General features: G+C 68.3%; 23 protein-coding genes and 1 tRNA gene. 13 read left to right on the plus strand and 11 right to left on the minus strand.

Annotated elements, in window-relative coordinates:
- Window positions 1-9: 9 nt before the first annotated feature.
- The 3 genes from AB0I43_RS26160 to AB0I43_RS26170 form a co-directional block, all read right to left on the minus strand.
- On the minus strand, window positions 10-7,290 hold the full coding sequence (locus tag AB0I43_RS26160; protein ID WP_356975236.1) for an amino acid adenylation domain-containing protein: 7,281 nt from the start codon (window positions 7,288-7,290) through the stop codon (window positions 10-12).
- A gap of 233 nt (window positions 7,291-7,523) precedes the next feature.
- Window positions 7,524-8,507 carry a LuxR C-terminal-related transcriptional regulator gene (locus AB0I43_RS26165; protein WP_356975234.1) on the minus strand — a complete coding sequence of 328 codons (984 nt, stop codon included), beginning with the start codon at window positions 8,505-8,507 and terminating at the stop codon, window positions 7,524-7,526.
- A 62-nt stretch (window positions 8,508-8,569) separates the two neighbouring features.
- Window positions 8,570-9,394, minus strand: coding sequence for a M23 family metallopeptidase (locus AB0I43_RS26170; protein WP_356975232.1), 825 nt, complete (start codon window positions 9,392-9,394; stop codon window positions 8,570-8,572).
- 282 nt (window positions 9,395-9,676) lie between these two features.
- On the opposite strand from AB0I43_RS26170, the gene AB0I43_RS26175 reads away from it, so the two are divergent.
- The 3 genes from AB0I43_RS26175 to AB0I43_RS26185 all read left to right on the plus strand — a co-directional run bounded on the left by AB0I43_RS26175 (window position 9,677) and on the right by AB0I43_RS26185 (window position 11,921).
- On the plus strand, window positions 9,677-10,705 hold the full coding sequence (locus AB0I43_RS26175; RefSeq protein WP_356975230.1) for a nitronate monooxygenase: 1,029 nt from the start codon (window positions 9,677-9,679) through the stop codon (window positions 10,703-10,705).
- 84 nt (window positions 10,706-10,789) lie between these two features.
- On the plus strand, window positions 10,790-11,182 hold the full coding sequence (locus tag AB0I43_RS26180) for an SCO5389 family protein (RefSeq protein WP_356975228.1): 393 nt from the start codon (window positions 10,790-10,792) through the stop codon (window positions 11,180-11,182).
- Between the two features lie 85 nt (window positions 11,183-11,267).
- The gene (locus tag AB0I43_RS26185; protein WP_356975226.1) at window positions 11,268-11,921 is read left to right on the plus strand and encodes a YafY family protein; all 654 of its coding nucleotides are present in this window, start codon (window positions 11,268-11,270) and stop codon (window positions 11,919-11,921) included.
- Between the two features lie 45 nt (window positions 11,922-11,966).
- Here AB0I43_RS26185 and AB0I43_RS26190 read toward each other — a convergent pair whose 3' ends face one another.
- The 3 genes from AB0I43_RS26190 to AB0I43_RS26200 all read right to left on the minus strand — a co-directional run bounded on the left by AB0I43_RS26190 (window position 11,967) and on the right by AB0I43_RS26200 (window position 15,208).
- Complete coding sequence (locus tag AB0I43_RS26190; protein ID WP_356975224.1) at window positions 11,967-13,604, minus strand: long-chain fatty acid--CoA ligase; 1,638 nt, start codon at window positions 13,602-13,604, stop codon at window positions 11,967-11,969.
- 168 nt (window positions 13,605-13,772) lie between these two features.
- A complete protein-coding gene (locus AB0I43_RS26195) occupies window positions 13,773-14,831 on the minus strand; it encodes a cation diffusion facilitator family transporter (RefSeq protein ID WP_357432739.1) in 1,059 nt (352 codons plus the stop codon).
- Complete coding sequence (locus AB0I43_RS26200) at window positions 14,828-15,208, minus strand: metalloregulator ArsR/SmtB family transcription factor (RefSeq protein WP_357432740.1); 381 nt, start codon at window positions 15,206-15,208, stop codon at window positions 14,828-14,830. Before AB0I43_RS26200 ends, AB0I43_RS26195 begins: the two co-directional genes overlap by 4 nt.
- Window positions 15,209-15,271: 63 nt before the next feature.
- Here AB0I43_RS26200 and AB0I43_RS26205 point away from each other — a divergent pair, with 63 nt between their 5' ends.
- The 9 genes from AB0I43_RS26205 (at window position 15,272) to AB0I43_RS26245 (ending at window position 20,382) form a co-directional block, all read left to right on the plus strand.
- On the plus strand, window positions 15,272-16,411 hold the full coding sequence (locus tag AB0I43_RS26205; protein ID WP_356975219.1) for an acyl-CoA dehydrogenase family protein: 1,140 nt from the start codon (window positions 15,272-15,274) through the stop codon (window positions 16,409-16,411).
- A 74-nt stretch (window positions 16,412-16,485) separates the two neighbouring features.
- Window positions 16,486-16,674 (plus strand): hypothetical protein, encoded by a 189-nt coding sequence (locus tag AB0I43_RS26210; protein ID WP_357432741.1) that lies wholly within the window; start codon window positions 16,486-16,488, stop codon window positions 16,672-16,674.
- Between the two features lie 58 nt (window positions 16,675-16,732).
- Entirely contained in the window at window positions 16,733-16,942 is a 210-nt protein-coding gene (locus AB0I43_RS26215; RefSeq protein WP_357432742.1) for a DUF2510 domain-containing protein, read from the plus strand.
- Between the two features lie 649 nt (window positions 16,943-17,591).
- Complete coding sequence (locus AB0I43_RS26220) at window positions 17,592-17,816, plus strand: helix-turn-helix transcriptional regulator (RefSeq protein WP_357432877.1); 225 nt, start codon at window positions 17,592-17,594, stop codon at window positions 17,814-17,816.
- Between the two features lie 34 nt (window positions 17,817-17,850).
- Window positions 17,851-18,123: a hypothetical protein gene (locus AB0I43_RS26225; protein WP_357432878.1), complete on the plus strand. Its 273-nt coding sequence runs from the start codon at window positions 17,851-17,853 to the stop codon at window positions 18,121-18,123.
- Between the two features lie 134 nt (window positions 18,124-18,257).
- On the plus strand, window positions 18,258-18,833 hold the full coding sequence (locus AB0I43_RS26230) for a Panacea domain-containing protein (protein WP_357432743.1): 576 nt from the start codon (window positions 18,258-18,260) through the stop codon (window positions 18,831-18,833).
- The gene (locus AB0I43_RS26235; protein ID WP_356975209.1) at window positions 18,830-19,207 is read left to right on the plus strand and encodes a Fic family protein; all 378 of its coding nucleotides are present in this window, start codon (window positions 18,830-18,832) and stop codon (window positions 19,205-19,207) included. Before AB0I43_RS26230 ends, AB0I43_RS26235 begins: the two co-directional genes overlap by 4 nt.
- 200 nt (window positions 19,208-19,407) lie before the next feature.
- Window positions 19,408-19,932, plus strand: coding sequence for a DUF4145 domain-containing protein (locus AB0I43_RS26240; RefSeq protein WP_356975208.1), 525 nt, complete (start codon window positions 19,408-19,410; stop codon window positions 19,930-19,932).
- A 21-nt stretch (window positions 19,933-19,953) separates the two neighbouring features.
- Entirely contained in the window at window positions 19,954-20,382 is a 429-nt protein-coding gene (locus tag AB0I43_RS26245; protein ID WP_356975206.1) for a tyrosine-type recombinase/integrase, read from the plus strand.
- A gap of 16 nt (window positions 20,383-20,398) precedes the next feature.
- Here the strand turns inward: AB0I43_RS26245 and AB0I43_RS26250 are convergent.
- The 4 genes from AB0I43_RS26250 to AB0I43_RS26265 form a co-directional block, all read right to left on the minus strand.
- Window positions 20,399-20,471, minus strand: a tRNA-Arg gene (locus AB0I43_RS26250).
- Between the two features lie 58 nt (window positions 20,472-20,529).
- Window positions 20,530-21,393: a DUF1542 domain-containing protein gene (locus AB0I43_RS26255; protein ID WP_356975205.1), complete on the minus strand. Its 864-nt coding sequence runs from the start codon at window positions 21,391-21,393 to the stop codon at window positions 20,530-20,532.
- A 106-nt stretch (window positions 21,394-21,499) separates the two neighbouring features.
- Window positions 21,500-22,948: an NAD(P)/FAD-dependent oxidoreductase gene (locus AB0I43_RS26260; RefSeq protein WP_356975203.1), complete on the minus strand. Its 1,449-nt coding sequence runs from the start codon at window positions 22,946-22,948 to the stop codon at window positions 21,500-21,502.
- A gap of 76 nt (window positions 22,949-23,024) precedes the next feature.
- On the minus strand, window positions 23,025-23,993 hold the full coding sequence (locus AB0I43_RS26265) for an alpha/beta hydrolase family protein (RefSeq protein ID WP_356975201.1): 969 nt from the start codon (window positions 23,991-23,993) through the stop codon (window positions 23,025-23,027).
- Between the two features lie 232 nt (window positions 23,994-24,225).
- On the opposite strand from AB0I43_RS26265, the gene AB0I43_RS26270 reads away from it, so the two are divergent.
- On the plus strand, window positions 24,226-25,608 hold the full coding sequence (locus tag AB0I43_RS26270) for an MFS transporter (protein WP_356975199.1): 1,383 nt from the start codon (window positions 24,226-24,228) through the stop codon (window positions 25,606-25,608).
- Here AB0I43_RS26270 and AB0I43_RS26275 read toward each other — a convergent pair.
- Window positions 25,586-26,302, minus strand: a complete 717-nt coding sequence (locus tag AB0I43_RS26275) for an NlpC/P60 family protein (RefSeq protein WP_356975197.1) — start codon at window positions 26,300-26,302, stop codon at window positions 25,586-25,588. The two genes, AB0I43_RS26270 and AB0I43_RS26275, sit on opposite strands and share 23 nt — an antisense overlap.
- Window positions 26,303-26,370: the final 68 nt, after the last annotated feature.

Consider the following 26,370-nt stretch of genomic DNA (forward strand, 5'->3'; position numbering starts at 1 on the left):
GCATTTGGGTCAGCCGACCCGGCTCGCCACCTCGATTCCCAGCAAATCCGCGAGCGGAATTATTTCGACCGCCGGTGCGTCGACCGGCACGATCCCGTCGGTCAGCACCGCGACCCGGAGATCTTCCAGTTCCTCGAAACCGAGGTCGCGCAGCGCGGACTGATCGGTAACGAGGTGGGTCACCCACTCGTCGGCGAGCAGCCCGGTCAGGTCTTCGCCGGCGGCGACCACCACCGCCGCGCCGTGCGAGCCCGCGGCCACCACCTCCAGCACACCCCCGGCCGAACCGGGAGCGCCGGTGCCGAAGGTGCGGGATTCGAAGGTCAGCTCCGCGCGCCCGGCGAACCGGTCGACCGCGGCCGCCAGCTCGTCGTAGCTGAGCGTGCCGCCGTTGTCGATCAGGGCCGGATCGCTGCCGCGCAGGGTGCGCAGCCGGTTCGCGTAGGTGACCGGCCGCGGCGACTGCGCGTCGATCTGCGCCCCGACGGCCGGGTCGTCGAGCGCCAGCCACTCCAGCGGCTCGTCGCCGGACCCGAGACCGATCTCGACCGCGAGGTCGGCGGGCAGCTCCGAACCCACCAGCGCCGCACCGGCTTTGAGCACCGCCCAGGTGGCCACGGCGGCATCGGCGCCGCGCGGCAGCCGGATCGCGACACCCGTGCCGGGACCGCAACCGCGATCGATGAGCAGGCGCGCCAGCTTCGAGGAGCGCGCGTCCAGTTCCTGATAGCTGACGGCCTGTTCGCCGTGCACCAGGGCGGGGCCCTCCGGGTCGTCCTCGACCGCCGCCGTCAGCGACTGAGTCAGCGCGGCGCCCGCCGTGCCGGTGTTCTCGACCGGTTCGGCCTGGGCCGTCTGACCGGCCTGGCCCCGGTCGCGCTCCGCGGCGTCGAGGATATCGATGTCGCCGATCACCACGTCCGGATCCGCGGCCACCGCGGCCAGGATCCGCTCGAATCGGCGCCCGAAGGCCGCGGCCGTCGACTCGTCGAAAATGTCGGTGGCGTAACTGAATACGACGTTCAGCTCGGCGCCGGCGCGGGCGTCGACGATCACCTGCAGATCGAACTTCGCCGCGATGGCGCCGGCGTCGAGCCCGGAGATGGTGAGGCCGGGCAGTTCCAGCGACGGCGCCTCGGTGCCCTCGAACGACAGCACCACCTGGAACAGCGGATTGTGCGCGGAGCGACCGGCGGCGACCTCCTCGACCACCCGCTCGAAAGGCACGTCGGCGTTACCGAAGGCGGACAGATCGATCTCGCGGGCCTGCGCCACCAGAGCCGCGAAGCTGGAACCGCTTTCAACGGTGGTGCGCAGCGCCAGGGTATTGACGAACATGCCGACCAGATCGTCCAGCGCCCGCTCGCCACGACCGGCGATCGGCGTGCCGATCGCGATGTCGGAGCTGCCCGACATGCGCGCCAGCAGCACCGCGAGCGCCGCGTGCACCACCATGAACAGCGTCGAATTGTGTTCCCGCGCCAAGCGGGCCAGGCTCTCGTGCACCTCGGCGGAGACACTGAGGCCGGTGGCCGCGCCGCGCATCGACGGCACCGCGGGCCGCGGGCGATCCAGCGGCAGCGCCAGTTCGCCGTTCAGCCCCGACAGCCGTTCGCGCCAGTACGCCAATTGCTGTGCCGCGACCGAGGTCTCGTCGTCCTCGGCGCCGATCGCGGCGCGCTGCCACAGCGCGAAGTCGGCGTACTGCACCTCCAGCGGCTTCCAGGCCGGCGACCGGCCCTCCACCCGGGAGACGTAGGCGGTGGCCAGATCCCGGGCCAGCGGGGCCATCGAGACGCCGTCGGCCGCGATGTGGTGCACCACCACCACGAGCAGGTGCTCCTCGGGGTTGTCGGCCGAGTTCAGCAGCACCGCGCGCAGCGGCACCGCCGTGGTCACGTCGAAGCCGCGCGACATCATCTCCGTGAGATGGGCGATCGGCTCCGCGGTGGTTACCACGTCCAGGCCGCCCGGCAGGGTCTCGGCGACCGACACGATCTCCTGATACGGCAGCCCGCCCGGCCCGTCCACCGGGTACCGCGTGCGCAGCGACTCGTGCCGCTCCAGCACGTCGGCCACCGCGTAGCGCAGTGCGGACACGTCCAGCACGCCGGTCAGCCGGATGGCGAGCGGGATGTTGTAGGCGGGCGAGCCCTGGTCCAGCTGGTTGAGCACCCACATCCGCTGCTGCACCAGCGACAGCGGAATCCGGGCGGGCCGCTCGCCGCGCGCCAGCGGCGGCCGGGTGGACTCGCCGGCGCCCACGGCCACGCGGGCGGCCAGCGCCGCGACGGTCGAGGCCTCGAACAGTTCGCGCACCGCGAGATTCGCGTCCAGCGCCTCGTTGACCCGGGCCACCGCGCGCGTCGCCAGCAGCGAATTGCCGCCGAGGGCGAAGAAATCGTCGTCCAGGCCGACCTCCGCGCCGTTCAGCAGGCCGGTGAAGACCTCCGCCACGGCCAGCTCGATCGGCGAGGACGGCGCGCGGAAAGCGGTGGCGCTCACGAACTCCGGCGCGGGCAGGGCCTTGCGGTCCAGCTTCCCGTTCGGGGTCAGTGGCAGGGTGTCCAGCACCACGATCGCGTCCGGGACCATGTAGGCGGTCAGGAATTCCGCTGCCGCGCTCCGCACTTCGGCCGGGTCGAGCCGCGCACCGGTGTCGGGCACGGCGTAGCCGATGAGCCGGTCGCCCGCGTGCTCGTCGGCGCTGACCAGCACGACGGCCTGGCGCACGCCCGGGCAGCGCAGCAGCGCCGACTCGATCTCGCCGAGCTCGATGCGGAACCCGCGCAGCTGCACCTGCTGGTCGCTGCGCCCGGCGTATTCGAGGTTGGCGCGCCCGCCGAAGCCGACCCAGCGGCCGACGTCGCCGGTGCGGTACATCCGCGCACCGGGCGCACCGTAGGGGTCGGCGACGAACCGGGTCGCGGTGAGGCCCGGGCGCCCCAGGTACCCGCGCGAGAGCTGCCGGCCCGCGACATTGATCTCACCCGCGACGCCGACCGGCGCCGGATGCAGCCGCTCGTCCACGACGTAGGCGTCCAGGCCCGGCAGCGCCCGGCCGATGACACTGGCCGCGTCGCCGACCATCTGCTCGTTCAGCTCCAGGAACGACACGTGCACGGTGGTCTCGGTGATGCCGTACATGTTGACCAGCCAGGGCGCGTCCACCGCGTGCCGCTCGTACCAGCGCGCGAGCTGGCGCAGATCCAGCGCCTCGCCGCCGAAGACGACGTAGCGCAGCGCGAACTTGCCGCCCTCGCCCGCGTGCGCGGCCCGGTCCGCCTCGGCCAGCTGGTAGAACGCCGACGGGGTCTGGTTGAGCACCGTGACCTGTTCCCGGATCAGCAACTCGCGGAACAGCTCCGGCGAGCGCGAGGTCAGGTAGTCGACCACGACGACGGTGCCGCCGTTGGCCAGCGCGCACCACAGCTCCCACACCGAGAAGTCGAAGGCGAAGGAGTGGAACAGCGTCCACACGTCGGTTTCGTCGAAGTCGAACAGCAGCTGGGTGTTGGCGAACAGCTCCACCACATTGCGGTGCGCGACGCCGACACCCTTGGGCACACCGGTCGACCCGGAGGTGTAGATGACATAGGCCAGGTTGTCCGGGCGCAGCGGCGCGGTGCGCTCCCGATCGGTGATCGGCCCGTCGGGCAGCTCGCCGGTCTGCTCCAACAGGATCGCCGGCACGTCCCCGGCGGGCACCGCATCGGCCACGGCCGCGGCGGTCAGCACGCAGGCGGGCGCGGCGTCGGCGAGCATGAACTCCAGGCGCTGCGCCGGATAGGTGGTGTCGATCGGCAGGTAGCCGGCGCCGGTCAGCAGCACGCCGAGCAGCCCGACGGGCAGCTCCTCGGTGCGCGGCAGCGCCACGGCCACCAGGGTTTCCGGCCCCGCGCCGCGCGCGATCAGCGCCCGCGCCACCCGGTTCGCCCGGCGTTGCAGCTCACCGAAAGTCAGTGTGCTGTCACCGAAACGGACGGCGACGGCGTCGGGGCGGCGGCGCGCCTGGGCCTCGATCAGATCCACCAGGGTGACCTCGGGCACCTGCGCGCCCGGGGTGTTCCACTCGCGCAGCACCAGTTCCCGCTCGCCCGGGGCGAGCAGGTCGACATCGCCGACCACGGCGGCGGCGTCGGCGGTGAGCGCGGACAGGATGCGGTGGAAGCGCTCCGCGAAATCCTGCACGGTCGGTTCGTCGAACAGGTCGGTCGCGTAGCTGAAGGCAATCGCGATGCCTTGCGGCGCACCGTCTTCGGCTAAATCCTCGACCAGTTCCAGCTGCAGGTCGAACTTGGCCAGCGGCACGTTCAGCTCCGCGCCCGCCACGCTCAGCTCGGGCAGCTCCAGCTCGGTGCGCTCCATGTTCTGCAGCACCAGCAGCACCTGGAACAGCGGATGCCGCGCGGTGGAGCGCACCGGGTCCAGCAGCTCCACCAGCCGCTCGAACGGCACGTCGGCGTGACCGAAAGCCTCGATGTCGGCTTGGCGGACCTGGCCGAGCAGGTCGGCGAAGCTGCGGCCCGGCTCGATCTCGGTGCGCAGCACCAGGGTGTTGACGAACATGCCGATCAGGTCGTCCAGCGCGGCCTCGCCGCGGCCGGCGACCGGGGTGCCGATCACGATGTCGCGGGTGCCCGACAGGCGCGCCAGCAGCACCGCCAGCGCGGTGTGCGCCACCATGAACAGCGTCGAATTGTGCTGCTGGGCAACCCGGTACAGCGCGGCGTGCAACTCGGCGTCGAGGCTGGAGCGGAAAGTCGCCCCACGGTAGGAGGCCACGGCCGGCCGCGGGCGATCCGCGGGCAGGTTCAGCTGCTCGGGCAGCGCCGCCAGCCGGCCCTGCCAATAGGTGATCTGCTGGTTCAGCAGCGAGTCCGGATCCGCCTCGGAGCCGAGGGTTTCGCGCTGCCAGAGGGCGTAGTCGGCGTACTGGACCTCGAGCGCGGGCCAGTCCGGGCGCCCGCCCCGGGTGCGCTCGACATAGGCGGTCATCAGATCGCGCGTCAGCGGGCCCATGGAGAAACCGTCACCGGCGATGTGGTGGATGACGCAGACCAGCACGTGCTCTTCCGCGTCGAGGCGCAGCAGCTGCACCCGGATCGGCGGCTTGGCGGTCACGTCGAACTTGGTCATCGCGACCCGGGTCACGAACTGCGGCACCTGATCCGGCGTCGCGTCCAGGGTGGGCAGCGGCGGCACCGCGCGAGGATCGGACAGCGGCAGCACCGACTGCACGCCGGCGCCGTCGACCTCCGGGTAGACCGTGCGCAGCACCTCGTGCCGCTGCACCAGATCCCGCATCGCGGACTGCAGGGCGACCACGTCCAGGCGTCCGGTCAGGCGGACCGCCACCGGAATGTTGTTGACGGCGCTGTCCGGATCGAACCGGTTCAGGAACCACATGCGCTGCTGGGCGTAGGACAGCGGGATCAGCTCGGGGCGCTCCATCGCGTGCAGCGCGCGGCCCGCCGGCGTGGCGGCCAGGCGCAGCACCTGCTCGGCCAGTCCGGTCACCGTCGAGGCCTCGAACAGCAGCTGCACCGGCACGCGCACGTCGAGCGCGGCGCCGATGCGGGCGGCGGCCTGGGCGGCCAGCAGCGAGTTGCCGCCCAGGGCGAAGAAATCGTCGTCGGCGCCGATGCGCGCGTCGTCACCCGACATCAGCAGTGCCGCAAAGACTTCGGCGATGACCTGCTCGGCCGGGGTTACCGGAGCGCGGAATTCGCGGGTCGCGAAGACCGGTTCCGGCAGCGCCGCCCGGTCCAGCTTGCCGACCGGGTTCAGCGGGATCTCCGTCAGCACCATGATCGACGCCGGAATCATGTGCGCGGGTAGCGATTCCGCGAGGTACGCGGTGAGCGCGGCGGTGTCCACCTCGGTGTGCGGCAGCACATAGGACACCAGCGCGGTCTGCCCGGAGGGCAGCGTCTTGCCCAGGGTGGCGGCGTAGTCGATCGCGGGGTGCGCCTCCAGCGCGTTGTCGATCTCACCGAGCTCGACCCGGAAGCCGCGCACCTTGATCTGGAAGTCGACGCGACCCAGGTACTCGATGATGCCGTTGTCGGCGCGCCGCACCAGATCGCCCGTGCGGTAGAGCCGGGCGCCCGGGGTCTCCGCGTCCGCGCCGAACGGGCTCGCCACGAAGCGCTCGGCGGTCAGGCCGGGGCGGCCCAGGTAGCCCTGCGCCAGCGCGGGGCCGGAGAGATACAGCTCGCCGATCACCCCGGCCGGCACCGGGCGCAGCCGCGCGTCCAGCACGAACGCGCCCACACCCGGGATCGAGGTGCCGATGGTGACCGGCTCGTCGCCGCGCATGGGCGGGGTGCTGGTCGCCAGAATGGTGGCCTCGGTCGGGCCGTAGCCGTTGTAGAACGCGCGGTCGCCGGAGGCCCAGCGACCCACCAGCTCGGGCCCGAACTTGTCGCCCGCGACCACCACGACGCGCAGGTCCGGCAGGTCGGCCGGATCCACCGACTCCAGCGCGCCCGGCGTGATCAGCATGTGCGTGACGCGTTCCCGGCGCAGCAGCTCGGCCAGCTCGAAACCGCCGAACACCGACGGCGGCGACACCACCAGCGTCGCGCCGGTGGAGAAGGCGAGCAGCATTTCCAGCACGGAGACGTCGAAGTTCGGCGAGCAGACGTGCAGCACCCGGGAATCCCCGGTCACCCCGTAGTGCTCGGCCTCGGCGGCGACCAGCCCGGCCAGGCCGGTGTGGGTGACCACGACGCCCTTGGGCTTGCCGGTGGACCCGGAGGTGTAGATGACGTAGGCCGGATGCCGCTCGTCGAGCGGGCGCACCCGGTCGGCGTAGGAGATCGGATGCTCGGGCCGCTCGAAGACCCGCCGCGCCACCACCGGATCGTTCAGTTCGATCCAGTAGATGCCGGAGCCGAGCTTGCGCCGGTGCTGCGAGGTGGTCAAGCCGAGCACGGCGCCGGAGTCGCCGACGATGTGCGCGATCCGCTCGGCGGGATAGGCCGGGTCGACCGGCACGTATGCCGCGCCCGTCTTCGCGATGGCCCACACCGCGAGCACGGACTCGACGCCGCGGGCGATGCCGATGGCGACCACGTCGCCGGGGCCGATGCCGCGTTCGATCAGCTCCCGGGCCAGCCGCGAGGAATCCGCGTCGAGCTGACGGTAGGTGAACTCTTCCGTGCCCGACCGCACGGCCACCGCGTCGGCGGCAGACTCCACGGCGGCGGTGAGCAGCTGACCGAAGGTGGGGCTGCCCGGCCTGCGGCGACGGGTACTACGACCGGAACGACGGGCAGTATCCATTCGGGTGTATTCACCTCTCGCGTCGAGCTCGGCCGCACGGCCGTTCTATCTCACCGGCCGCTCGGCCTTGTCTGTTCGGCCCCCACCCCGACCTCGTCGTCCTGGGCCGGCGCGGTCCGGGCAATCATATCGGCCGATCCCCGCCGGGACAGCTGGGCGAAAGCCGCACGAGTGCCTCCCGGCACATCGCCCGGTGACCCCCGAATGTTGCAGAAGTGGAACGGTGAGTCTTCTCATAGCCAGCCACGCCGGGTCGCCTGCACGCCCGCCTGGAAGCGCGTGCTCGCCCCCAGGCGCTCCAGCAGCCGGGCGGTGCGCCGGACCACGGTGCGCCGGGACATGCCCAAGCGGCGGGCGATGGTGTCGTCGGTGGCGCCCAGCCCCATGAGCGTCAGAATGGCCTTGTCGCGTTCGTCGAGTTCCTCGGCGGAGGGGTTCACCGAGATCGGCGCGGCCAGCGACCACAGCACGTCGAAGGTCTTGATCATCAGGCGCAGCGCGGGCGAACCGGAGACCCGGATGCCCATCGGATCCGGGCGGCGCTCGTCGGCGTGCAGCACCAGGATGCCGCGCTCGTCGTCGACGACGATCATCTTGAACGGCGGCTCGGGCAGCGTGCGGGCCTGCGCCCCACTGGCATTGGTGGCCAGCGCGTGACGTAGTCGATCCGCGTCCTGATAGATCGTGTCCTGATAGAGGGTCTGGTAGCGGATGCCCTCGCCGAGCCGCGCCCGCTTGAGCTGGAACTGGCGCTGCTCGCGTTCGGCGTCGCTGAGATAGGGCCCGCGTTCGATCAGCTTCACCGAATGGCGGGCCGCGGCCTGGATCTCCTCGAAGTCGGCCAGCATCTCCACCCGCTCGAAGACCGGCACGATGGCGCCGTTGCTGCGCGGCGAGCGCCGCACCGAGCGGAAGGTCTCGCTGAGTCGCGCGGCGGCGGCGTGCATCTGGCTGATCTCGTGCTGGCGGCGCCGGGCCTCGGATTCCGACAGCGACTCCGGGGCGTGCGCGTCCCAGATCGGTTCACCCTCGCCGTCGGACAGTTGCACCGCCGCCTGGAGCTCACACAGCACCTTCAGCGACGCCGCCGCGACATCCTCCGGGAGGTCCAGATACCGCGCGATATCGGCCAAGCCGGAGCGCGGATGATGCACCAGCACGGCGTAGGTACGGCCGTGTGGTGATCCCGGTTCGAAGATATCGCCCAGCTCGGTCACGTCAGGAGCCTAACCAGCGGCCTGCCGCTCTGTAGGTGAGATATCAAGCTGGGCAAGGAATATCAGTGCTTGGACGGGCCCCACTGCATCGGGACGCCCTTGGCGGCCAGATACGGCAGCGGGTCGATCTTGGCGCCGCCCTGGTCCCAGATCTCGAGGTGCAGGTGCGGGCCGGTGGAGTTGCCGCGGTTGCCGACCGAGGCGATCACATCGCCCGCGCGCACCTTCTGGCCCGCCTGCACGAACATGTCGTTGACGTGGCCGTAGACCGCGGTGGTGCCGTCTTCCTGCAGCACCCGGACCCAGAGGCCGAAGCCCGAGGCCGGGCCGGCCTCGATGACGGTGCCGTTGCTGACGGAGTGGATCGGCGCGCCCAGCTGGTCGGCGAAATCGATGCCGTAGTGCATCTCGCCCCAGCGGGAGCCGTAGGTGGAGCTGATCTGACCGGCGACCGGGCGCACCGCCTGGGCCGGAGCGACCTGCTGCTGCACACCCTTGAGGATGTCCTCGACCTGGGCCAGCGGGCCCGCGAGCTCCGGCGGCAGGTTCTGGATACCGAAGGGCTGCGCGACCGGCGCGGCGACCGGAGCCGCGACGGGCGCGGGCTCGGGGGCGACCTCGGCGACCGGGGTGGCGAACTTCGCCTGGGTGGCAGCGATATCGCCGGCGCCCTTGAACGTGATGGGCTCGGCGGCCTTGTCGTCGGTGTCGTGGTGCGGCGAGAGCGGGGCGGCCAGGGCCGGGGCGACCTGGGTGGCGGTGCCGATCAGCGCGCCCGCGGCGACCGCGTAGGTGGCGGCGCGCTTGACCCGGTCGCTCGAGGCCGACTCGGCGCGATGCCGCGTCGGGCGCTCCGATACCGAAACCTGATCGCCAAGAAGGCTCATAACGGTGATGGAACTGGGGCCAACCCGGTGCTGCGACAAAGCTTCGTCCTAGCGTCCGACCTACAGGGGAGAACGGGAGTACCGTTAGGACCGGTTTGCACCGTTCGGTCCGGTTCCGAAATTTTGTAACGTTTCGGCTTCCGTTGTGACGGGAACTCTACCCCGTCGTGACCATTCCGCAACCTTCTCTTATGTTTACGCAGGTCGCGCACTGGTAAAGGCCCCGAAATCCCGTAACTTCGCGTCACAATCCGTGACCTGGGCAGTGCCAGACTGGTTCTCGTGATCCTCGACGAGTTGCAGCGACCGATCGTGCTCGCACCCATGGCGGGCGGCCCCTCCACGCCCGAGCTCACCGCGGCGGTGTCCGAAGCCGGCGGGCTCGGATTGCTCGCGGCGGGGTATCTCGGCGTCGACGCCACCGCCGAGCGTATCGAGAAGACGCGGGCACGCACCGGCAAGCCGTTCGGCGTGAACCTGTTCGCCCCCGGCGGGCCCACTCCCCCGGGCGACTTCGCGGAGTACGTCGCCGCGCTGGGCGACGCCTACGAGGTCGGCACGCCGAAATACGACGACGACGCCTGGACCGCGAAGATCGATCTGCTGGTCGCCGATCCGGTTCCGGTGGTCACCTGCACCTTCGGCTGCTTCGGCCCCGCGGAGGTGCGGCGGCTACAGGCCGTGGGCTCCGAGGTCTGGGTGACGGTGACCTCGGTGGCCGAGGCCCGGGTCGCCGTCGCGGCCGGCGCGGACGCGCTCGTCGCACAGGGCGCCGAGGCGGGCGGGCATCGCGCCACCTTCGTCGATCGGGTCGCCGACGACGTCACCGATCCGATCGGCCTGCTCTCGCTGCTGCAACTGCTCACCGCCGCCGTGGATCTGCCGCTGGTGGCCACCGGCGGCATCACCACCGGCGCCGGTCTCGCGGCGGCGCTCGCCGCGGGCGCGCGGGCGGCGCAACTGGGCACCGTTTTCCTGCGCTGCCCGGAGGCCGGTACCAATTCGATACATAGGGGCGCTGTCGGTTCGCCGACCCCGACCATGCTGACCCGAGCATTCACCGGGCGTCGGGCCCGCGGCCTGCGCAACGAATTCCTGCTGGCGCACCTCGACGCGCCCGCCGCATATCCCGAGATCCATTATGCGACCGCACCATTGCGTGCGGCCGCCCGTGCGGCGGGCGATGCCGAGGAGGTGAATCTGTGGGCCGGGCAGACGCACTCGCTGGCCCCGGAGCTACCGGCCGGCGAACTGGTCGCCGAACTGTCCACGGAAGCGAAAATTGCTCTGACCAAGGCACTTTCGCGCTGATTTCAGGGTTATTGACAACCGGTTTCGAATAGACTTCAGGGGCATCGCAACCGCCATCCACCCCACCCCCGGAGGAGAGCGCCCATGTCCCTCGATGTTCCCACCGCCCTGCTCGAACGCGCCGAGCGCGGCGAGATCGACGACGCCGACTTCGTCGAATGTGTCCGGACCTCACTGCCTTACGCCTACGAGGTAGTCAGCCGCGTGGCCGCCGACCTGCACTCCGGCACCGAGGAATACGCCGACAACCTGATCCCGCCGCCGGACGAGGTGGCGCGCGGGCAGTTGCTGCGCGCCATGGCCTCGGACGCGATCCGCGGCGGGCTGGAGCGCCATTTCAACGTGAAGCTGGCCTTCCAGAACTGCCACCGGGTAGCGGCGTTCCCGCTCTCGGCGGTGGGCGGCGACACCTATCGCACCTTCACCGGCACCCGGGCTCAGCTGCTGAATCAGAGCCCGGAACTGCGTAACTGCTGACAGCTTCACCGGATCGGCCCGCCCGGCCCCGTGCCGGGTGGGCCGATCCGTGCGTGTTGTCGGTGGGCGAGGGGATGATGCGGGGGTGACGAAGACCGAGCGGCTCTACGCGCTCGCCGAGGAACTGCGGGCCTACAGCCCGCGTCCCCGCACGGCGCGGCAACTGGCGGCACGGCTCGAGGTGACGACGCGCACCATCGTGCGCGACATCGCGGCGCTACAGCGGTCCGGCCTGCCGATCCGCGCGGTCAGCGGGCCGAACGGCGGGTACGCGCTGGAGCGCGGGCGCACCCTCGCGCCGGTCTCGCTGACGCCCGCCGAGGCGACCGCCCTGCTGGTGGCGCTGCCCATGCTGCGCGGCACACCGTTCGAGCAGACGGCGGGGGCGGCGGTGCACAAGGTGCTCGCGGTGCTGCCCGAGAACGACCGGGCGACAGCGGCGCAGCTGAGCGAGCGGGTGCGGCTGCTGCCCCGCGATATCTCCCCGGTGCCGCCCGAGGTGCTGGACGCACTGCTGATGCGCCACGTGCTGCACCTGGAATACGTGGACCGGCACGGTGATTCGAGCGCCCGCACGGTCGAACCGCTCGGGCTGGTCGCCGGGGAGCACTGGTATCTGCACGCCTGGTGCCGGCTGCGCTCGGGGGTGCGCGGTTTCCGGTTGGACCGGATCCGGGCCGCCGCGGTGCTCGACGAGGTCGCCCCCGAGCGCGGCGTCGATCTGTCGACGCTCCGGTGAAACGGGTGCGCAGCCACCATGATTCGGCTACGCACCCGATTCCGGTCAGGACAGCGTGGTCACCTGCAGTTCGCCGTCGGCGTACTGGGCGCGCAGGCGCTTCTTGTCGAACTTGCCGACGCTGGTCTTCGGCACCTCGGCGATGAAGGTCCAGCGTTCCGGCAGCTGCCATTTGGCGAACTTGTCGGCGAGGAACTCGCGCAATTCCGCCGGCTCGGCCTCGGCGCCCTCCTTCAGCACGATCGCGACCAGCGGGCGCTCGTCCCACTTCTCGTCCGGGACGCCGATGACGGCGGCCTCGGCGACGGCCGCGTGCCCCATGACGGCGTTCTCCAGATCCACCGACGAAATCCACTCGCCGCCGGATTTGATGACGTCCTTGGAGCGGTCCACCAGGGTGAGGTAGCCGTTCGGGGTGATCTTGCCGACGTCACCGGTGCGCAGCCAGCCGTCGTCGAACTTGTCCGGATCGACCTGTGCGCCGTCCGGCGAGTAGTACGAGCCGGTGATCCACGGGCCGCGAACCTCCAACTCGCCCAGCGCTTCTCCGTCGTTGGGCACCACGCCGCCGTCGTCGCCGACCAGGCGGGCCTGCACATTGGCGGGGAAACGGCCCTGGGTGTAGCGGTAGGACCACTCCTCCGCGCCCGAGACGCCCACCGGCGGGTGCGAGACCGAGCCCAGCGGGGAGGTCTCGGTCATGCCCCAGGCGTGCAGCACCTTCACGCCGTACTTCTCCTCGAAGGTGTGCATCATCGCCGGCGGCACCGCCGAACCGCCGACCACCACGGTCCGCATGTGCGAGATGTCCTGCGGCGCGGCGGCGAGCTGGGCCAGTACGCCACCCCAGATGGTGGGCACGGCGGCGGCGAAGGTGGGCTGCTCGGCGGCCATCATCTCCAGCAGCGGGCCCGGCTGCAGGAAGCGGTCCGGCATCAGCACGTTCGCGCCCGACATCAGTGCCGCGTAGGGCAGGCCCCAGGCGTTGGCGTGGAACATCGGCACGATCGCCAGCACATTGTCGGCGCCGCTGAAGCCCATGCTGTTGGGCTGGCAGACCTGCATCGCGTGCAGCCAGTTGGAGCGGTGCGAATACACCACGCCCTTCGGGTCGCCGGTGGTGCCGGAGGTGTAACACATTGCGGCGGCGGACCGTTCGTCGACGACCGGGAAGTCGAAGGTGTCCGGCTGCGCGGCGAGCAGTTCGGTGTAGGCGTGCACCTGCACGCCCTCCGGGGCCTGCAACGCGGCCGCGTCGCCGTTGGCGACGATGACGTGGCGCACCGTCTTCAGGTTGGGCAGGTACTGGGCGAACATCGGCAGCAGCGTGCCGTCGACGATGACCACCTGGTCCTCGGCGTGGTTGGCCACATAGACCAGCTGCTCCGGGAAGAGCCGGATGTTGAGCGCGTGCAGGACCGCGCCCATGGCCGGCACGCCGATGTAGGCGACCAGATGCTCGTTGTTGTTCCACATGAAGGTGCCGACCCGGTCACCCTCGCCGATCCCCATGCCGCGCAACGCATTCGCCAGGCGAGCGGCGTCGGCGCCGACCTCCCGGTAGGTCATGGTCCGCACGCCGGTCCCGGTCCAGGTCGACACCGTGCTGTCGCCTTGGAAGGTGGACGCGTACTTCAGCAGCGTCGCCAGCGAGAGCTGTTCGTCCTGCATGGTGCTCAACATCGGGTACTCCTCTTTTCCTGCCTGTGGCCGAAGAGAGCCACGTCACATCCGGGATGCTACCCAAAGGTAGTCACAGCGGAATGGGGACGGCCCATAATCTGAAACTGGAGAGCATCAAATTCGTCCGCGCAGGTCATAGCCGTTCCGCATGATCAGCCGTGATCAGGTCTAATGCGCCGGATAGGCATGCACCAGCGCGGTCTCCAATTTGGCTACGGCGTGGGTGAGCGTGTGCGCGGCCGCGTGCGCGACCCGGTGCGCGTCGGCCAGGGTGATGGTCGGCACGACATCCACCTCCACATCCGCGTGCAGGCGGTGACCGATCCAGCGCATCCGCACGCTGCGCACGTTCTGCACTCCCGGCTCGGCCGCCAGCGCGCGTTCGGCGGAAGTCACCAGCGCCGGATCTACGCCGTCCATCAACCGGCGGAACACGTCGCGGGCCGCGGTGCGCAACACCGCCAGGATGGCGAGCGTGATCAGCAGGCCGACAATCGGATCGGCCATCGGAAAACCCAGCGCCACCCCGCCAGCGCTCAAAAGCACTGCCAGCGAGGTGAATCCATCGGTGCGCGCGTGCAGTCCGTCGGCGACCAACGCCGCCGAGCCGATCCGGCGGCCGACCCGAATCCGATACAGCGCAACGGTTTCGTTGCCCAGGAAGCCGATCAGGCCGGCGGCGGCGACCCAGCCCAGATGCTGAATCGGCGCGGGCTCGAGCAACCTGCGCAGCGCCTCGTACCCCGCGATCGCCGCCGACAGCGCGATCATGGCGACCACGAACAGCCCGGCCAGATCCTCGGCGCGGCCGAAACCGTAGGTGTAGCGACGGGTGGCGGCGCGGCGGCCCACGACGAAGGCGATCCACAGAGGCACCGCGGTCAGGGCGTCGGAGAAGTTGTGGATCGTGTCCGCGGCCAGCGCGACCGAGCCGGAGATCGCCACGATCGCGACCTGGAGCGCGGCGGTGAGGCCGAGGACGACCAGACTGATCTTGACCGCGCGAATGCCGATGGCGCTGGATTCGAGGGCGTCGTCCACGCTGTCGGCGGAGTCGTGGCTGTGCGGGGAGAAGATCTCGTGGACGAGGCCGCGGAGGCCGGTGCGGTGGGCGTGCCCGTGATGGTGGTGGTCGGCGCGCGAAACGCCATGTCGGGTGACATGCGCGGCGCGATCGCGCGGATCCGCGGAAATCTCCTGTGCCGGATCTTTTCTCGTGTGACTCATTCGGACGCCGCCTTGTCGCGCAGTTCGCGCACGGGCTCCCCGCGATGGTGCGCCGGGACGCCCGGCCCCGCGTGCTCCGCATTGTGCACGGCGTCGACTACCAGCTGACGCACGTGCTCGTTCTCCAGGCTGTAGTAGATCGTCGTCCCCGCGCGCCGGGTGCGCACCAATCGGGCCATGCGCAGCTTCGCCAGGTGCTGGGAGACCGACGGGGCGGGCTTGGCGACCTGCCCCGCCAGATCGTTCACCGACAGCTCACGGTCCACCAGCGCCCACAGCACCTGCACCCGCGTGTGATCGGCCAGCATCCGGAACACCTCGACGACCAGGCCGACCTGATCCTCGTCCAGCGGCGCTGATCGACTATCTGCATTCATACGCAGATAATAAGGCAAGGCGGCCCCCTCCGGCCATACCTGCCCGGCGGGTAGAAACAGGGCATGCCAGTTGATCGGATGCTGCCCACGCCCGAGGCCCGCGACCTCATCGACCTCACCCGCGACATCGCCGACAAGGTGCTGGAGCCCCGGGTGGTGGACTCCGAGAAGACCGGGACCTTCCCCGACGGGGTGTTCCCCGCGCTGGGCGCGGCCGGGCTGCTGAGCCTGCCGTACCCGGAGGAATTCGGCGGCGGCGGGCAGCCCTACGAGGTCTACCTCCAGGTCCTCGAGGAACTGGCCGCCCGCTGGGCCGCCGTCGCGGTGGCCGTCAGCGTGCACAGCCTGTCCTGCCATCCGCTGTTCGCCTTCGGCACCGACGAGCAGAAGCAGCGCTGGTTGCACGACATGCTCTCCGGCGAAACCATCGGCGCCTACAGCCTTTCCGAGCCGCACGCCGGTTCCGACGCCGCCGCCCTGCGCTGCCGCGCCACGAAAACCGCTGACGGCTACCGCCTCAACGGCGCGAAGGCGTGGATCACGAACGGCGGCAAGGCCGATTTCTACACCCTGTTCGCGCGCACCGGCGAAGGCTCGCGCGGCATCTCCTGCTTCCTCGTCCCCCAGGACACGCCGGGCCTGAGCTTCGGCAAGCCCGAGGAGAAGATGGGCCTGCGCGGCATCCCCACCACCACCGCCGCCTACGACGACGCGCTGCTCCCCGCCGAACGGCTGATCGGCGCCGAAGGCCAGGGCCTGTCCATCGCCTTCAGCGCCCTGGACTCCGGCCGCCTCGGAATCGCCGCCGTCGCAACCGGTCTCGCACAACGCGCCCTCGACGACGCCGTCGCCTACGCCAAGGAACGCGAAGCCTTCGGCCGCCACATCATCGACCACCAGGGCCTCGGCTTCGTCCTCGCCGACATGGCCGCCGCCGTCGATTCCGCCCGCGCCACCTACCTCGACGCCGCCCGCCGCCGCGACGCGGGCCTCCCCTACTCCCGCCAGGCCAGCGTCGCCAAACTCATCGCCACCGACGCCGCCATGAAGGTCACCACCGACGCCGTCCAGGTCCTCGGCGGCTACGGCTACACCCAGGATTTCCCCGTCGAGCGCTACATGCGCGAAGCCAAGGTCATGCAGATCTTCGAGGGCACCAACCAGATCCAGCGCCTGGTCATCGCCCGCGGCCTGGCCACCTGACTATTCCGATGGACATCCCCCGGACCCCACCATTACTGTCCCGGAAGGCAATTCACGAACACTCGGGGGATCACATGATTCAAATCGGCATCTGGCTGGCCATCTTCGGCTTCGGCTCGCTCGTCCTGCAACAGCTGGACATGCACTTCCTCATCCTGGCCTGGGCGGACGACATGCAACCCGTCTTCGGCATCGCCCTCGGCGCCGCCGGTGTCCTCGTCGCCCTCGCCGGCGCCGTAGCCGCCTCCCAAAAGGCCGACTGAAACCGCCACCCCTGCCACCGAATTCGTCTCTCGGCCACTTCTGGCCGATACTGTCTCGGTGGCAGGGCTAAGTGTGGGACACATCGTCATTCTCCTCGGCATCATCGCGGTGGTGGTGATCACGATCGTGGCAATCACCCGATCGAACTCCCGACGCCCCGCCCAACCACCCCTCCCACCGGGCTGGTACCCCGACCACCACAACCCCACCCTGGTCCGCTGGTTCGACGGCTACCAATGGACCAACCAAACCCAGCCCCGCCAGTAGCCCTGCCTACCGGCTCGGCGTCACCGTGGGCCGCACACTCTCCGACGTAGTCGCACACAACTCCGTCGCCCCGATGCACACCCGGTTGTCATCACTATCCCCCTCGATCCGCACCGAGTTCCCCTCCCCGCTGATCCCCACCCGATTCCGATCACTCCGATCGGTCACCGTCACCCGATTCGACTCCGACGGCGAATCCGCCTCACCCCCTCGAAACGCGATCGGCGCCGCGACAGCCGCGATCCCGATGAACGTGGCCAACACGACCCCCAGGATCGTCCACCGCAACGTCCGCCGCTCGATCCGCGTCCCCCCAACCGCACTCCCGGCATTCCCAGCTTCCGGCGCAGGCGAATTCCCCATCGTGATGCACTCATTTCAGACGTCCGATGTCGATAACCCCGCACACGCCGCACGGGTTCACCAACCTCATCACCCCAGCCCCACCCACCGTTTCACCACGTCAACCCGGGTATCACCAAACCAGGGGCAGACCTCCGGCACGATGGCCCGCGTTCGCCGAGACCACTGACCCAGCCTGTTCGATGATCGATATACCGAGCATAGTCACGAAGTTTGGCCATGATCGTTATACCGATCATCAGTAGAGTTCTTGGGCTATGCTCGCTAAATGGATCACAAGCGGGCGATGACTCCCACCGAGTTCGGCCACGCCGTGCGACACGCTCGAGAAGAACGTGGTCTACACCAGGCCGACCTCGCCGAGAGACTCGGAGTTACGCGGATGACGGTGTCACGTCTCGAGCGAGGAGGCGCAGTCAGCATGGAAACCGCCATCCGTGCGCTGTCCGAATGTGGTTACGAGGTTCTGGTGATACCCAAGTTCAGCCGAGTCTCGATCGAGGGGCGGTAGCCCGGTGGCCCGCAAAAAGCTCCCGGGCTTGGACGTGTGGTTATACGGCCATCACGTCGCCCACCTCACCGAACCCAGCACCTACCGCTACAAGCTCGAATTCACGGACGAAGCGCTGGATGTCTTCGGACAAGGCGCACGCGTCCTCTCCCTCGCGCTGCCTTTCGGCACTAAAGCTGTCGCCGATGCGAAAGGGCGGCCTCGCTGCTGCCGTTCCGTAGTCATTCGAGGTCCGAGCAACGTCTACTCTGCGACGATGCCACCAGCAACGATCGGATGCCAATCCGGATCAGTGGCGGAGCACTGAAGGCCGCCACACCCGAGTAACCGGAGTCACACCGTAACGAACGTAGCTGGGTATCTTATAGCATGCTCAGAAGACTGTTGATTGAGTGTGGATAACTCCAGGTATCCTGTGGATAAGGTAACGGAAGGGAGCGCATGATGGTTACCGCTCTGGACGTTGCCGGATACGTCTACCGGCAGCGGGGATGGGTAGACGCCTGGAAGCTGGAGAAGCTGATCTACTTCGCGCAGGCATGGCATCTGGCGTGGGATGGTCGCCCACTTTTCGCGGACAGGTTCCAGGCCTGGCCGGATGGTCCAGTGCAGCCGACTGTGTACCAAGTGAACAAGTACGGGCGCAGCCATTGGTTCGATACCGAACTGCCGGGCGCCGATCCTGACTCCTTGGACCCGGCCTCAAGGGCGATCGTGGACGCCGTTCTTGAGCACTACGCGCCCCTTGCGAAAGAGACGCTGGTTGAGCTCAGCCATGAGATGCCCTGGCAACAAGCTCGCGGCGATCTTCCTAGCTGCGAGCGGTGCGATACTGAGCTGTCTGAAAGCGATATGAAGCGTTGGTACACGGCGAAGGTTCTCAGAGGGGAGAGGGGCATTCCTGCTCAACCGAACATCAGGCCTGCAGAGATCCCTTACACTCCCGATTTTGATCGGGTTGTGGATGCGGAGATTGTTCGCTGGGAGGAGACGCTTCGGCTGCTTGCTGAGCGGTGAACCCCTTTGCTTTGCCAGTTGAAGGCGTCATTGCCACGAACCGGCGACTTATCGGAACTTCGTACAATGTGCTCGATCGGGGCAAACTGGAAGGAGCATTAGCTCACCCTCATGACACAGGGTATGGGGAGATGCTCTATCCGACTGTGCTCCAGCGCGGAGCGGCATTGCTCCGCGGGTTGGCGGCAGCTCATGCATTCGTAGACGCCAACAAACGCACCGCCTGGATCTCGTGCAACGTGTATCTGAACTACTTCCGTTCACCGTTGCAAAAGATCTCAGACGAGGAAGCGACCGAGTTCGTAGTAAGTGTTGTCGTTGATCACACCGCCGTGGATGAGATCGCGATATGGCTGGCCCAGCGTCTGAGCTGAACTCGAACTACCAACTGGACGTTTGCTGATGTTGGCGGATGTCGGTAAACGTCTTCTAGCTGCGCGTTCTTTCAGTGGCAACCTTGGTAGTGGCGGATGGGTCTCCGGCCTGCTGCGGACGTACTGCGGACGAGCCCTACCGCCCCGAACCGTCGAAAAATCCCTTGCGTCAGCTTTGCGTCGGCGTACTGTCCGTCGTCATGACAGCAACCAGGACGTGTTGGCACTGTGGCGCATTCGCCCAGATGGAGCGGATTGCAGATCCTTGGACCGTACGGCGCAGGGATAGCGACTTCGACACTGTGGGCGTGTACAAGTGCGCTGCATGCGGCTGGGGTAGTACTGCGGTCGCGCGCGGGATACCAGAGGATGCCGAATACTTCGAGGCACTGTCACTTCACTGGTTTCCAGAGCGTGCCGTCGGAAAAGAGTTTCGCGATGTGCCGCTTGAGATCGCCAGCGCCGCAACGGAAGCTACCGAGTGCCTGAGCATGAAGCACTACCGGGCGGCAGTGATCTTGGCACGTGCTGTTGTCGAGGCGACTGCTAAAGACAAGGGCGTCCACAAGGGGCAGATCAGCCAAAAGATCGACGATCTGCACGCTGCTGGCTTGATTCGAGACCATACGAGGGAGGCAGCTCATGAGATCCGCTTTCTCGCCAACGAGATGGCACACGGTGATTTACGACCGCGGTCAACGAGGCTGAGGCCGAAGACGTGTTGAACTTCATGGAAGAAGTACTGGTTGAGGTCTATCAGGGTCCGGCCAGAGTCGATCGTCAGAAGACGGCCCGCCAGGCGCGCAAAGCGGCCGCTGAAGCAGCATCTCGCGAGTCGCCGGCCTGAGGCAGAGGTTTTCACCTCCAACCGCGGTGCGGTGCTACGGGTCCGGAACATGCGCCGCGACTGGAGGAATGATGCCGCCAAGGCCGCTGGTCTCGCGGGGCTCACTCCGCACGAATTGCGACACACCGCCGCTGTCTCGCAAGGTGCCTCGGTGCTCGCGCTCCAGCGAATGCTGGGTCACGACAAGCCGAGTACGACTCTCGATTTCTACGCGGACCTGTTCGATGACGACAATGTGGCGGCCAAGCTGGATTCCGCCCGTACCAAGTTCGCTACTGCGTACCCGACCGAGTTCGGCGGGCGTCGACCTGACGAAGAAACGGCCTGACCTGCGGTTATGGAAGTGCCCTCGGCAGGATTCGAACCTGCGACACCCGCTTTAGGAGAGCGGTGCTCTATCCCCTGAGCTACGAAGGCTGGGCTAGATGGTCGGGAGTCTACCGGGTGGGGGTGGTGGGGGCGGAATCGTGGGCGGTTAGAAGGAGCTGTCGAAGCCGGGGGTGTCGAAACCGGCGTTGTCGAAGCCGCCTGTGCCGAAGGAGTCGTCGCCGTAAGGGGTGTTGCCGTAAGCGTCTGGGGTGTAACCGCTTTGGCCGTAGTCGCCCTGGGGATAGTCTCCTTGGCCGTAATCACCCTGGGTGTAGCCGCCCTGGTCATAGCCGGTGTCGCCATAGCCGTAGTCCTGAGCGTCGGTGTCGAAGCCTTGCTCGAAGGTCCCGGCGTCGTAGCCGATGCCGGGCATCCCGGTGAAGAGCGCGGCGAACAGGGTGGTGGCGCCGAATGCCCAGGCGCCGGTGAGCAGGGCCGTGCGCCACCAGGGTTCGGAGTACCAACCCCCGGGGACGGGGCGGCCGGCGACCATGCCGCCCGGGTAGTAGTGGGGGGTGGTGTCGGAGGGGTGGGGGGAGGTGGCGAGGCGGCGGCCGTCGAGGGAGATGGTGCGGTCTTCGGTGACGCGGCCGGCGCGGTTCTGGAAGGCGAGTTGCGGGATGGCGGGGCCGGGGTCCATGTTCATGGCGGTGCGGGCGGCGCGGATGTAGTAGAGGCCCTCGACGGCGGTTTGTTTGGCGAGGCGGGCCTGGGTGGGGGTGCCGGCCTGGGCGAGCTGGGAGCCGGCGGCGTTGTGGCGTTCGGCGGCGTCGGCGAGGGCTTGGGCGGCGGCTTCGTTGGTGGGGGCCAGGTTGTAGACCTGGCCGCCGAGTCTCTCGTTCTCGCGTCTGGCTTCGGCGAGGGCGTCGTCGAGTTCGATCTGCTCCAGGCCGCGGGGGCCGCCTTTCGGGCGCATGACGAGCAGCACGATGACGATCACGACCACCAGAAGCAACAGCAGCCAGATCATCGCTCGCCTTTCGTCCGCGGATCCCCCGAACGAAGATGAGTTTACTGACTATTTGCCAGAACGGGCTATGGGTGATTTAACTCGAGGTTAAAGGTTTGCTGAGTAATTACTGGGCGTAATCGGCCGGTCGGAAGGCGCGGGTTTTCCAGCGGTAGAGCACGGTCGCGCCGGGCCAGTTGTTGGTGATGCGCCCGGCGGCATTGCGGTACCAGCTGGAACAGAAGTTCCAGGGGGTGTCCTTCAGGCGGCGCTGCAACCAGTCGTCCCAATCCTGCTCGGCGTCCGCGCGGGCCGCGAGCCGCCGCCCGGGATTCGCAGCCAGGTACTGCACGACCTGGCGGATGTAGCGGGCCTGGGATTCGAGCATGTAGATGATCGAGCCGGAGCCGACATTGGTGTTGGGCCCGTACATCAGGAACAGATTCGGGAAGTCCGGCACCGAGAGGCCCAGGAACGCCCGCGCGCCCGCGTCGCCCCAGACGTCGGCGAGCTTGCGTCCGCCCGTCCCGTAGATGTTCATCGGTGCGAGGAACTCGGTGCCCTTGAACCCGGTGCCGTAGATGATGACGTCGACCGGGTGCTCGACGCCGTCGGCGGTGCGGATCCCGTTCGGCGTGACGGCCTCGATCGCCGTGGTCTCGACGGTGACGTTCGGCTGGGCCAGCGCGGGGAAGTACTCGTTGGAGAACAGGCCGCGCTTGCAGCCCGCCGCGTAGTCCGGGGTGAGCTTCGCGCGCAATTCCGGATCCGGGACCTGCTTTTCGCGATGGCGGTCGGCGAGCGCGATGACCGGCGTCTTGATGGCGGGGATATCGGTGAGCGCGAGCGCGAGCACCTCGAAGAAGGACCAGATCGCGAAGCGTTCCGCCAGCCGGGTGGGCGGCAGGTACTTGAACAGCGCGTGATGCAGTCCGCTGTACTGCGTATCGAATTTCGGCAGCACCCAGGCGGCGGAACGCTGGAACAGCGTCAGGTGCGCGACCGCGGGCTGGATGCGCGGAATGTACTGGATGGCGCTGGCGCCGGTGCCGATGCAGGCGACGCGTTTACCGGTCAGGTCGACGCCGTGGTCCCATTCGGCGGAGTGGAAGGCGGCGCCGGTGAAGGTGTCGATGCCGGGCAGGTTCGGCAGGGCGGGGCGGGAGAGCTGGCCGACGGCCGGCACCAGCACGTCCGCGGTGAGTCGCGTGCCGTCGGCGGTGGTGACGGCCCACTGCCCGGTTCGCTCGTCGAACTCGGCGTCGGTCACCTCGGTGCCGAACCGGATGTAGCGCGGCAGATCGTGCTTCTCGGCCACCTCGCGCATATAGGCGTGGATGTCGGCCTGCTCCGAAAAGCGCCGGGGCCAATCGCTTTTCGGCTCGTAGGACCACGAGTAGAGCGGCGAGGGCACATCGCAGGCCGCGCCCGGATAGGTGTTCTCCCGCCAGACCCCGCCGAGATCGACGGCCTTCTCCAGGATGGTGAAGTTCTCCAGCCCGGCGCGGCGCAGCTCCATGGCCAGGCCGAGGCCGGCGAAGCCGGCGCCGATGATGAGGACGGACGGGGTTGTCATATTTCGAGCGTAGAGCGCCCGGGGCGACCGGCTAAGAGATCCGCGGACAGGAAATCGGCATTTTCGGCCACGCGGTTCACTTCACCCGGAGCGCGTCCAGGATCATCGGCCGGGCGTTGGCCAGCGCCTGCTGCCAGTACGGCCAGTGGTGGGTGCCATTGGTGAAGTCGACACGGGCCTGAATTCCCAAGGCCGTCAGGCGATCCTGGAAGATCCGGGTGGCGGTGACCGCCATCGCCTCCAAGCCCATGGCGTTCATCGTGTTGCCGAGACCGTTGGCCAGGTCCAGCACCCCGGGCACGCCGTTGCCCGTGGTGACGTAAATCGGTAGCCCACGCAGCTTTTCGGCCTGCAGGGTGGCGTCGTTGCGCTGCCAGGCCGGGTCGCCGGCCGGGCCCCACATGTCGTCGACGTTGTACATGCCCTCGTCCCACATTGCGGCGCGCATCGCCTGGTTCCAGGCGGGGAAGGTCGGGTTCACGAAGCCGGAGAACGAGCCGGCGAACTTGAACTGGTCGCGATGGTGCGCGGCCAGGGTGAGCGCGGCGTTGCCGCCCATCGAGGCGCCGACGATCGCGTTGTTGGTGCGCGACACCCCGCGCTGGGCCAGGTAGGCGGGCAACTCCCGGGTCAGGAAGGTCTCCCACTTGTAGGTCGACTTCTGGCCGTTGGTGCTGCTCGGGCGATACCAGTCGGTGTAGAAGCTGGAGCGGCCGCCGACCGGGAACACCAGCGTGACGTTGTCACCGGCGAACTGGCGCAGCGCGTCGGTGTCGGTGACCCACTGGTTGTGATCGCCGGGCGCGCGCAGCCCGTCCAGGACGTAGAGCGCGGCGCTGCCACCGCGCGCGGCCCACTGCACCTGGACTTTGATCGGGCCCATGCTCGACGGCACCATCAGATCCTGACGTCCGCCCGCGGGCGCGGCCGTGGCCACCGCCGCTCCGAGGGTCGACAGGATCCCGGCCGCCGCCAGTACCGTGACGATCTTCTTCACCCAGCCCGCGAGAATCCGGCCGGATCGCGATGTCGTGCGCACCCGCATACCTCCCACCTTCTTTGCTCAGCAAAATACCGAACAGACCCGAATTCCGGTGTCTCACAGTCGCAAATACGCCAGCCGACACGCCGGTACACCCTTCGCAGGAATGGCTCGGGCGCTGTGCATTTCGCGTGTCGAATCGAGGGCGGCACACCGCGCCGGGGTAGGTTCGCAGCGTTTGCTAAATATTCGCTAATCGAGAATTCTTGGCGAGGAGGCTCCGATTTCCAGCACCGTGATCGACGACGCACCCTTCACCGGATTCCATGCCCGGCTGGCTATCGCGTGCTCCGGCGGCCCGCTGCTGGACGGCTACATCCTCAGCATCGTCGGCACCGCGCTGATCGGGATGACCGACGAGTTGAATTTGAGCACCACGGATATCAGCCTGATCGGCGCCGCCGCGTTGATCGGCATGTTCGTCGGCGGCGCGCTGTTCGGCGTCCTCACCGACAAGATCGGGCGCGAATTCATGTACACCGCCGACCTGGTGGTGATGGGTGCGTGTTCGGTGCTGTCGTTCTGGACCGAATCGGTCTGGCTGATCGTGATCCTGCGTTTCGTCCTCGGCATGGCGGTGGCCGCCGACTATCCGATCGCCACCTCGTTGCTGAGCGAATGGCTGCCGCGAAAACAACGGGGAACACTGCTCGGTTTCCAGATCGTCGCCTGGTATCTGGGCTCGGTGCTCGCCTTCGTCGTCGGCTACCTGTGCCTGACCTTTCTCGGCAACGACAGCTGGCGCTGGCAATTGGCCAGTGGCGCGCTGCTGTGCGCGTTCTTCCTCATCATCCGGCAGTCCACCGCGCCGGAATCGCCACGCTGGCTGGCCCAGCACGGGCGCGCCGAGGAAGCCGCCGACATGATCGAGAAATACCTGCACCAGCGGGTGAATCCACAGGACCTGATCGAGCCGTCGGAGGCGCGGCACCAGGGCTCGATCCGCGAGCTGTTCACGCCGAAGTTCCGTAAGCGGACGGCCTTCTGCTCCGGGTTCTTCCTGTGCCAGGTCTCGGTCCTGTTCGCCATGCTGACCTTCGGCCCGCGCATTCTCGAGGGCTTCGGCATGCCCAAGGGCACCTGGATGGACACCCTGGGCGTCGCGCTGATCAGCATGGTGTTCCTGGTCGGCTGCCTGCCCGCGATGCGGTTGATCAACACCGTCGGCCGCCGGCCGACCATCGTCTGGTGCTTCGGCCTGATGATCATTCCGGTGCTGGCCATCGGGATCTGGCCGCACATGCATGTCGGCTGGGCCCTGCTGATGCTGTGCCTGTACGCCTTCTTCTGCGGCGGGCCCAACGTGCTCGACTGGACCTACCCGAACGAGCTCTTCCCGACCCACATCCGCGCTACCGCAGTCGGTTTCGCCACCTCGGTCAGCCGTGTCGGCGCCGCGCTCGGCACCTACCTGCTGCCCTGGGCCCTGGACCATCTCGGGCTGGGACCGACGTTCCTGTGCGCGGCCGTCGTCACCGCCCTCGGATTCCTGATCTGCGTGTGGGGCGCGCCGGAGACCAAGGGCCGGGATCTGACCGCAGCGTCGGCGCACATCCTCATACCGGTGCCGGCGAAGCTGCCGCGGGGCCGCCGGGCTACAGGCGGCGGGCTCCTGTAACCGGCATCGAATCGATCGAGGTCATTTCCACGCCACCGCCGGAGGTGGAAGCGTGGATCACCTCGCCGTCGCCGGCATACAGGGCGGAGTGGCCACCGTCGTAGTAGGAGACCAGATCGCCCGGCTCCAGTTCGTCCAGCTCGACCGGGGTGCCGGTGGACAGTTGCTCGTAGCTGGTGCGCGGCACGTCCGAGCCGGCCTGCTCGTAGGACCACTGCACCAGGCCGGAGCAGTCGAAGGAGTCGGGTCCGTTGGAGCCGGCACGGTAGTCGGCGCCGAGGCGGGAACGCGCTGCCTCGAGCGCGGCGCTGCGCGTCGACTCCTCCTCGGACAGCTCGGGTTCGGCCTCCGTGACCATCAGCGGGCCGACCGGGACGTCGGTTTCGGGGGCGGAGAGCGTGGCGGACTCGAGGGCCACCATGGGGCCGGTCTCGGTCTGTAGCTCGATCCGCAGCGGGGCTGTCGTCATCGGCCGTTCGGACCCGGGCGAGACACGGGTCGGGGCTTGCGGCCGGATCTGGATGCCGGGCAGGCCGGCGGGGATGTGGATCTGGTCGGGCATTTCGATCGTGCCGACTCCGGCGACTTCGATTTCCTGCGCCGCCGCGGTACCGGCGGTGTAGAGCATGATTCCCACTGCGCCGGCGGCGACCAGCAATCCGCCGACTATGAAACGCCACAAATGTCTAGCCATGAATCGGTCCTCCGATGCTCGCATCGAGGCCGCAAAGCCTCGAATCTGATGTCGAAAACCATCACGGT

The organism is Nocardia sp. NPDC050435 (genome assembly GCF_040655395.1).
Taxonomy (GTDB): domain Bacteria; phylum Actinomycetota; class Actinomycetes; order Mycobacteriales; family Mycobacteriaceae; genus Nocardia.

What these genes read in the sequence shown, in the direction of transcription:
- AB0I43_RS26170 (WP_356975232.1), bottom strand. Translation starts at nt 9,394, where the DNA reads ATGAGCCTTCTTGGCGATCAGGTTTCGGTATCGGAGCGCCCGACGCGG.
- AB0I43_RS26200 (WP_357432740.1), bottom strand. Translation starts at nt 15,208, where the DNA reads ATGAATGCAGATAGTCGATCAGCGCCGCTGGACGAGGATCAGGTCGGC.
- AB0I43_RS26190 (WP_356975224.1), bottom strand. Translation starts at nt 13,604, where the DNA reads ATGTTGAGCACCATGCAGGACGAACAGCTCTCGCTGGCGACGCTGCTG.
- AB0I43_RS26260 (WP_356975203.1), bottom strand. Translation starts at nt 22,948, where the DNA reads ATGACAACCCCGTCCGTCCTCATCATCGGCGCCGGCTTCGCCGGCCTC.
- AB0I43_RS26275 (WP_356975197.1), bottom strand. Translation starts at nt 26,302, where the DNA reads ATGGCTAGACATTTGTGGCGTTTCATAGTCGGCGGATTGCTGGTCGCC.
- AB0I43_RS26255 (WP_356975205.1), bottom strand. Translation starts at nt 21,393, where the DNA reads ATGATCTGGCTGCTGTTGCTTCTGGTGGTCGTGATCGTCATCGTGCTG.
- AB0I43_RS26265 (WP_356975201.1), bottom strand. Translation starts at nt 23,993, where the DNA reads ATGCGGGTGCGCACGACATCGCGATCCGGCCGGATTCTCGCGGGCTGG.
- AB0I43_RS26205 (WP_356975219.1), top strand. Translation starts at nt 15,272, where the DNA reads ATGCCAGTTGATCGGATGCTGCCCACGCCCGAGGCCCGCGACCTCATC.
- AB0I43_RS26240 (WP_356975208.1), top strand. Translation starts at nt 19,408, where the DNA reads ATGACAGCAACCAGGACGTGTTGGCACTGTGGCGCATTCGCCCAGATG.
- AB0I43_RS26180 (WP_356975228.1), top strand. Translation starts at nt 10,790, where the DNA reads ATGTCCCTCGATGTTCCCACCGCCCTGCTCGAACGCGCCGAGCGCGGC.
- AB0I43_RS26210 (WP_357432741.1), top strand. Translation starts at nt 16,486, where the DNA reads ATGATTCAAATCGGCATCTGGCTGGCCATCTTCGGCTTCGGCTCGCTC.
- AB0I43_RS26195 (WP_357432739.1), bottom strand. Translation starts at nt 14,831, where the DNA reads ATGAGTCACACGAGAAAAGATCCGGCACAGGAGATTTCCGCGGATCCG.
- AB0I43_RS26230 (WP_357432743.1), top strand. Translation starts at nt 18,258, where the DNA reads ATGATGGTTACCGCTCTGGACGTTGCCGGATACGTCTACCGGCAGCGG.
- AB0I43_RS26220 (WP_357432877.1), top strand. Translation starts at nt 17,592, where the DNA reads ATGACTCCCACCGAGTTCGGCCACGCCGTGCGACACGCTCGAGAAGAA.
- AB0I43_RS26160 (WP_356975236.1), bottom strand. Translation starts at nt 7,290, where the DNA reads ATGGATACTGCCCGTCGTTCCGGTCGTAGTACCCGTCGCCGCAGGCCG.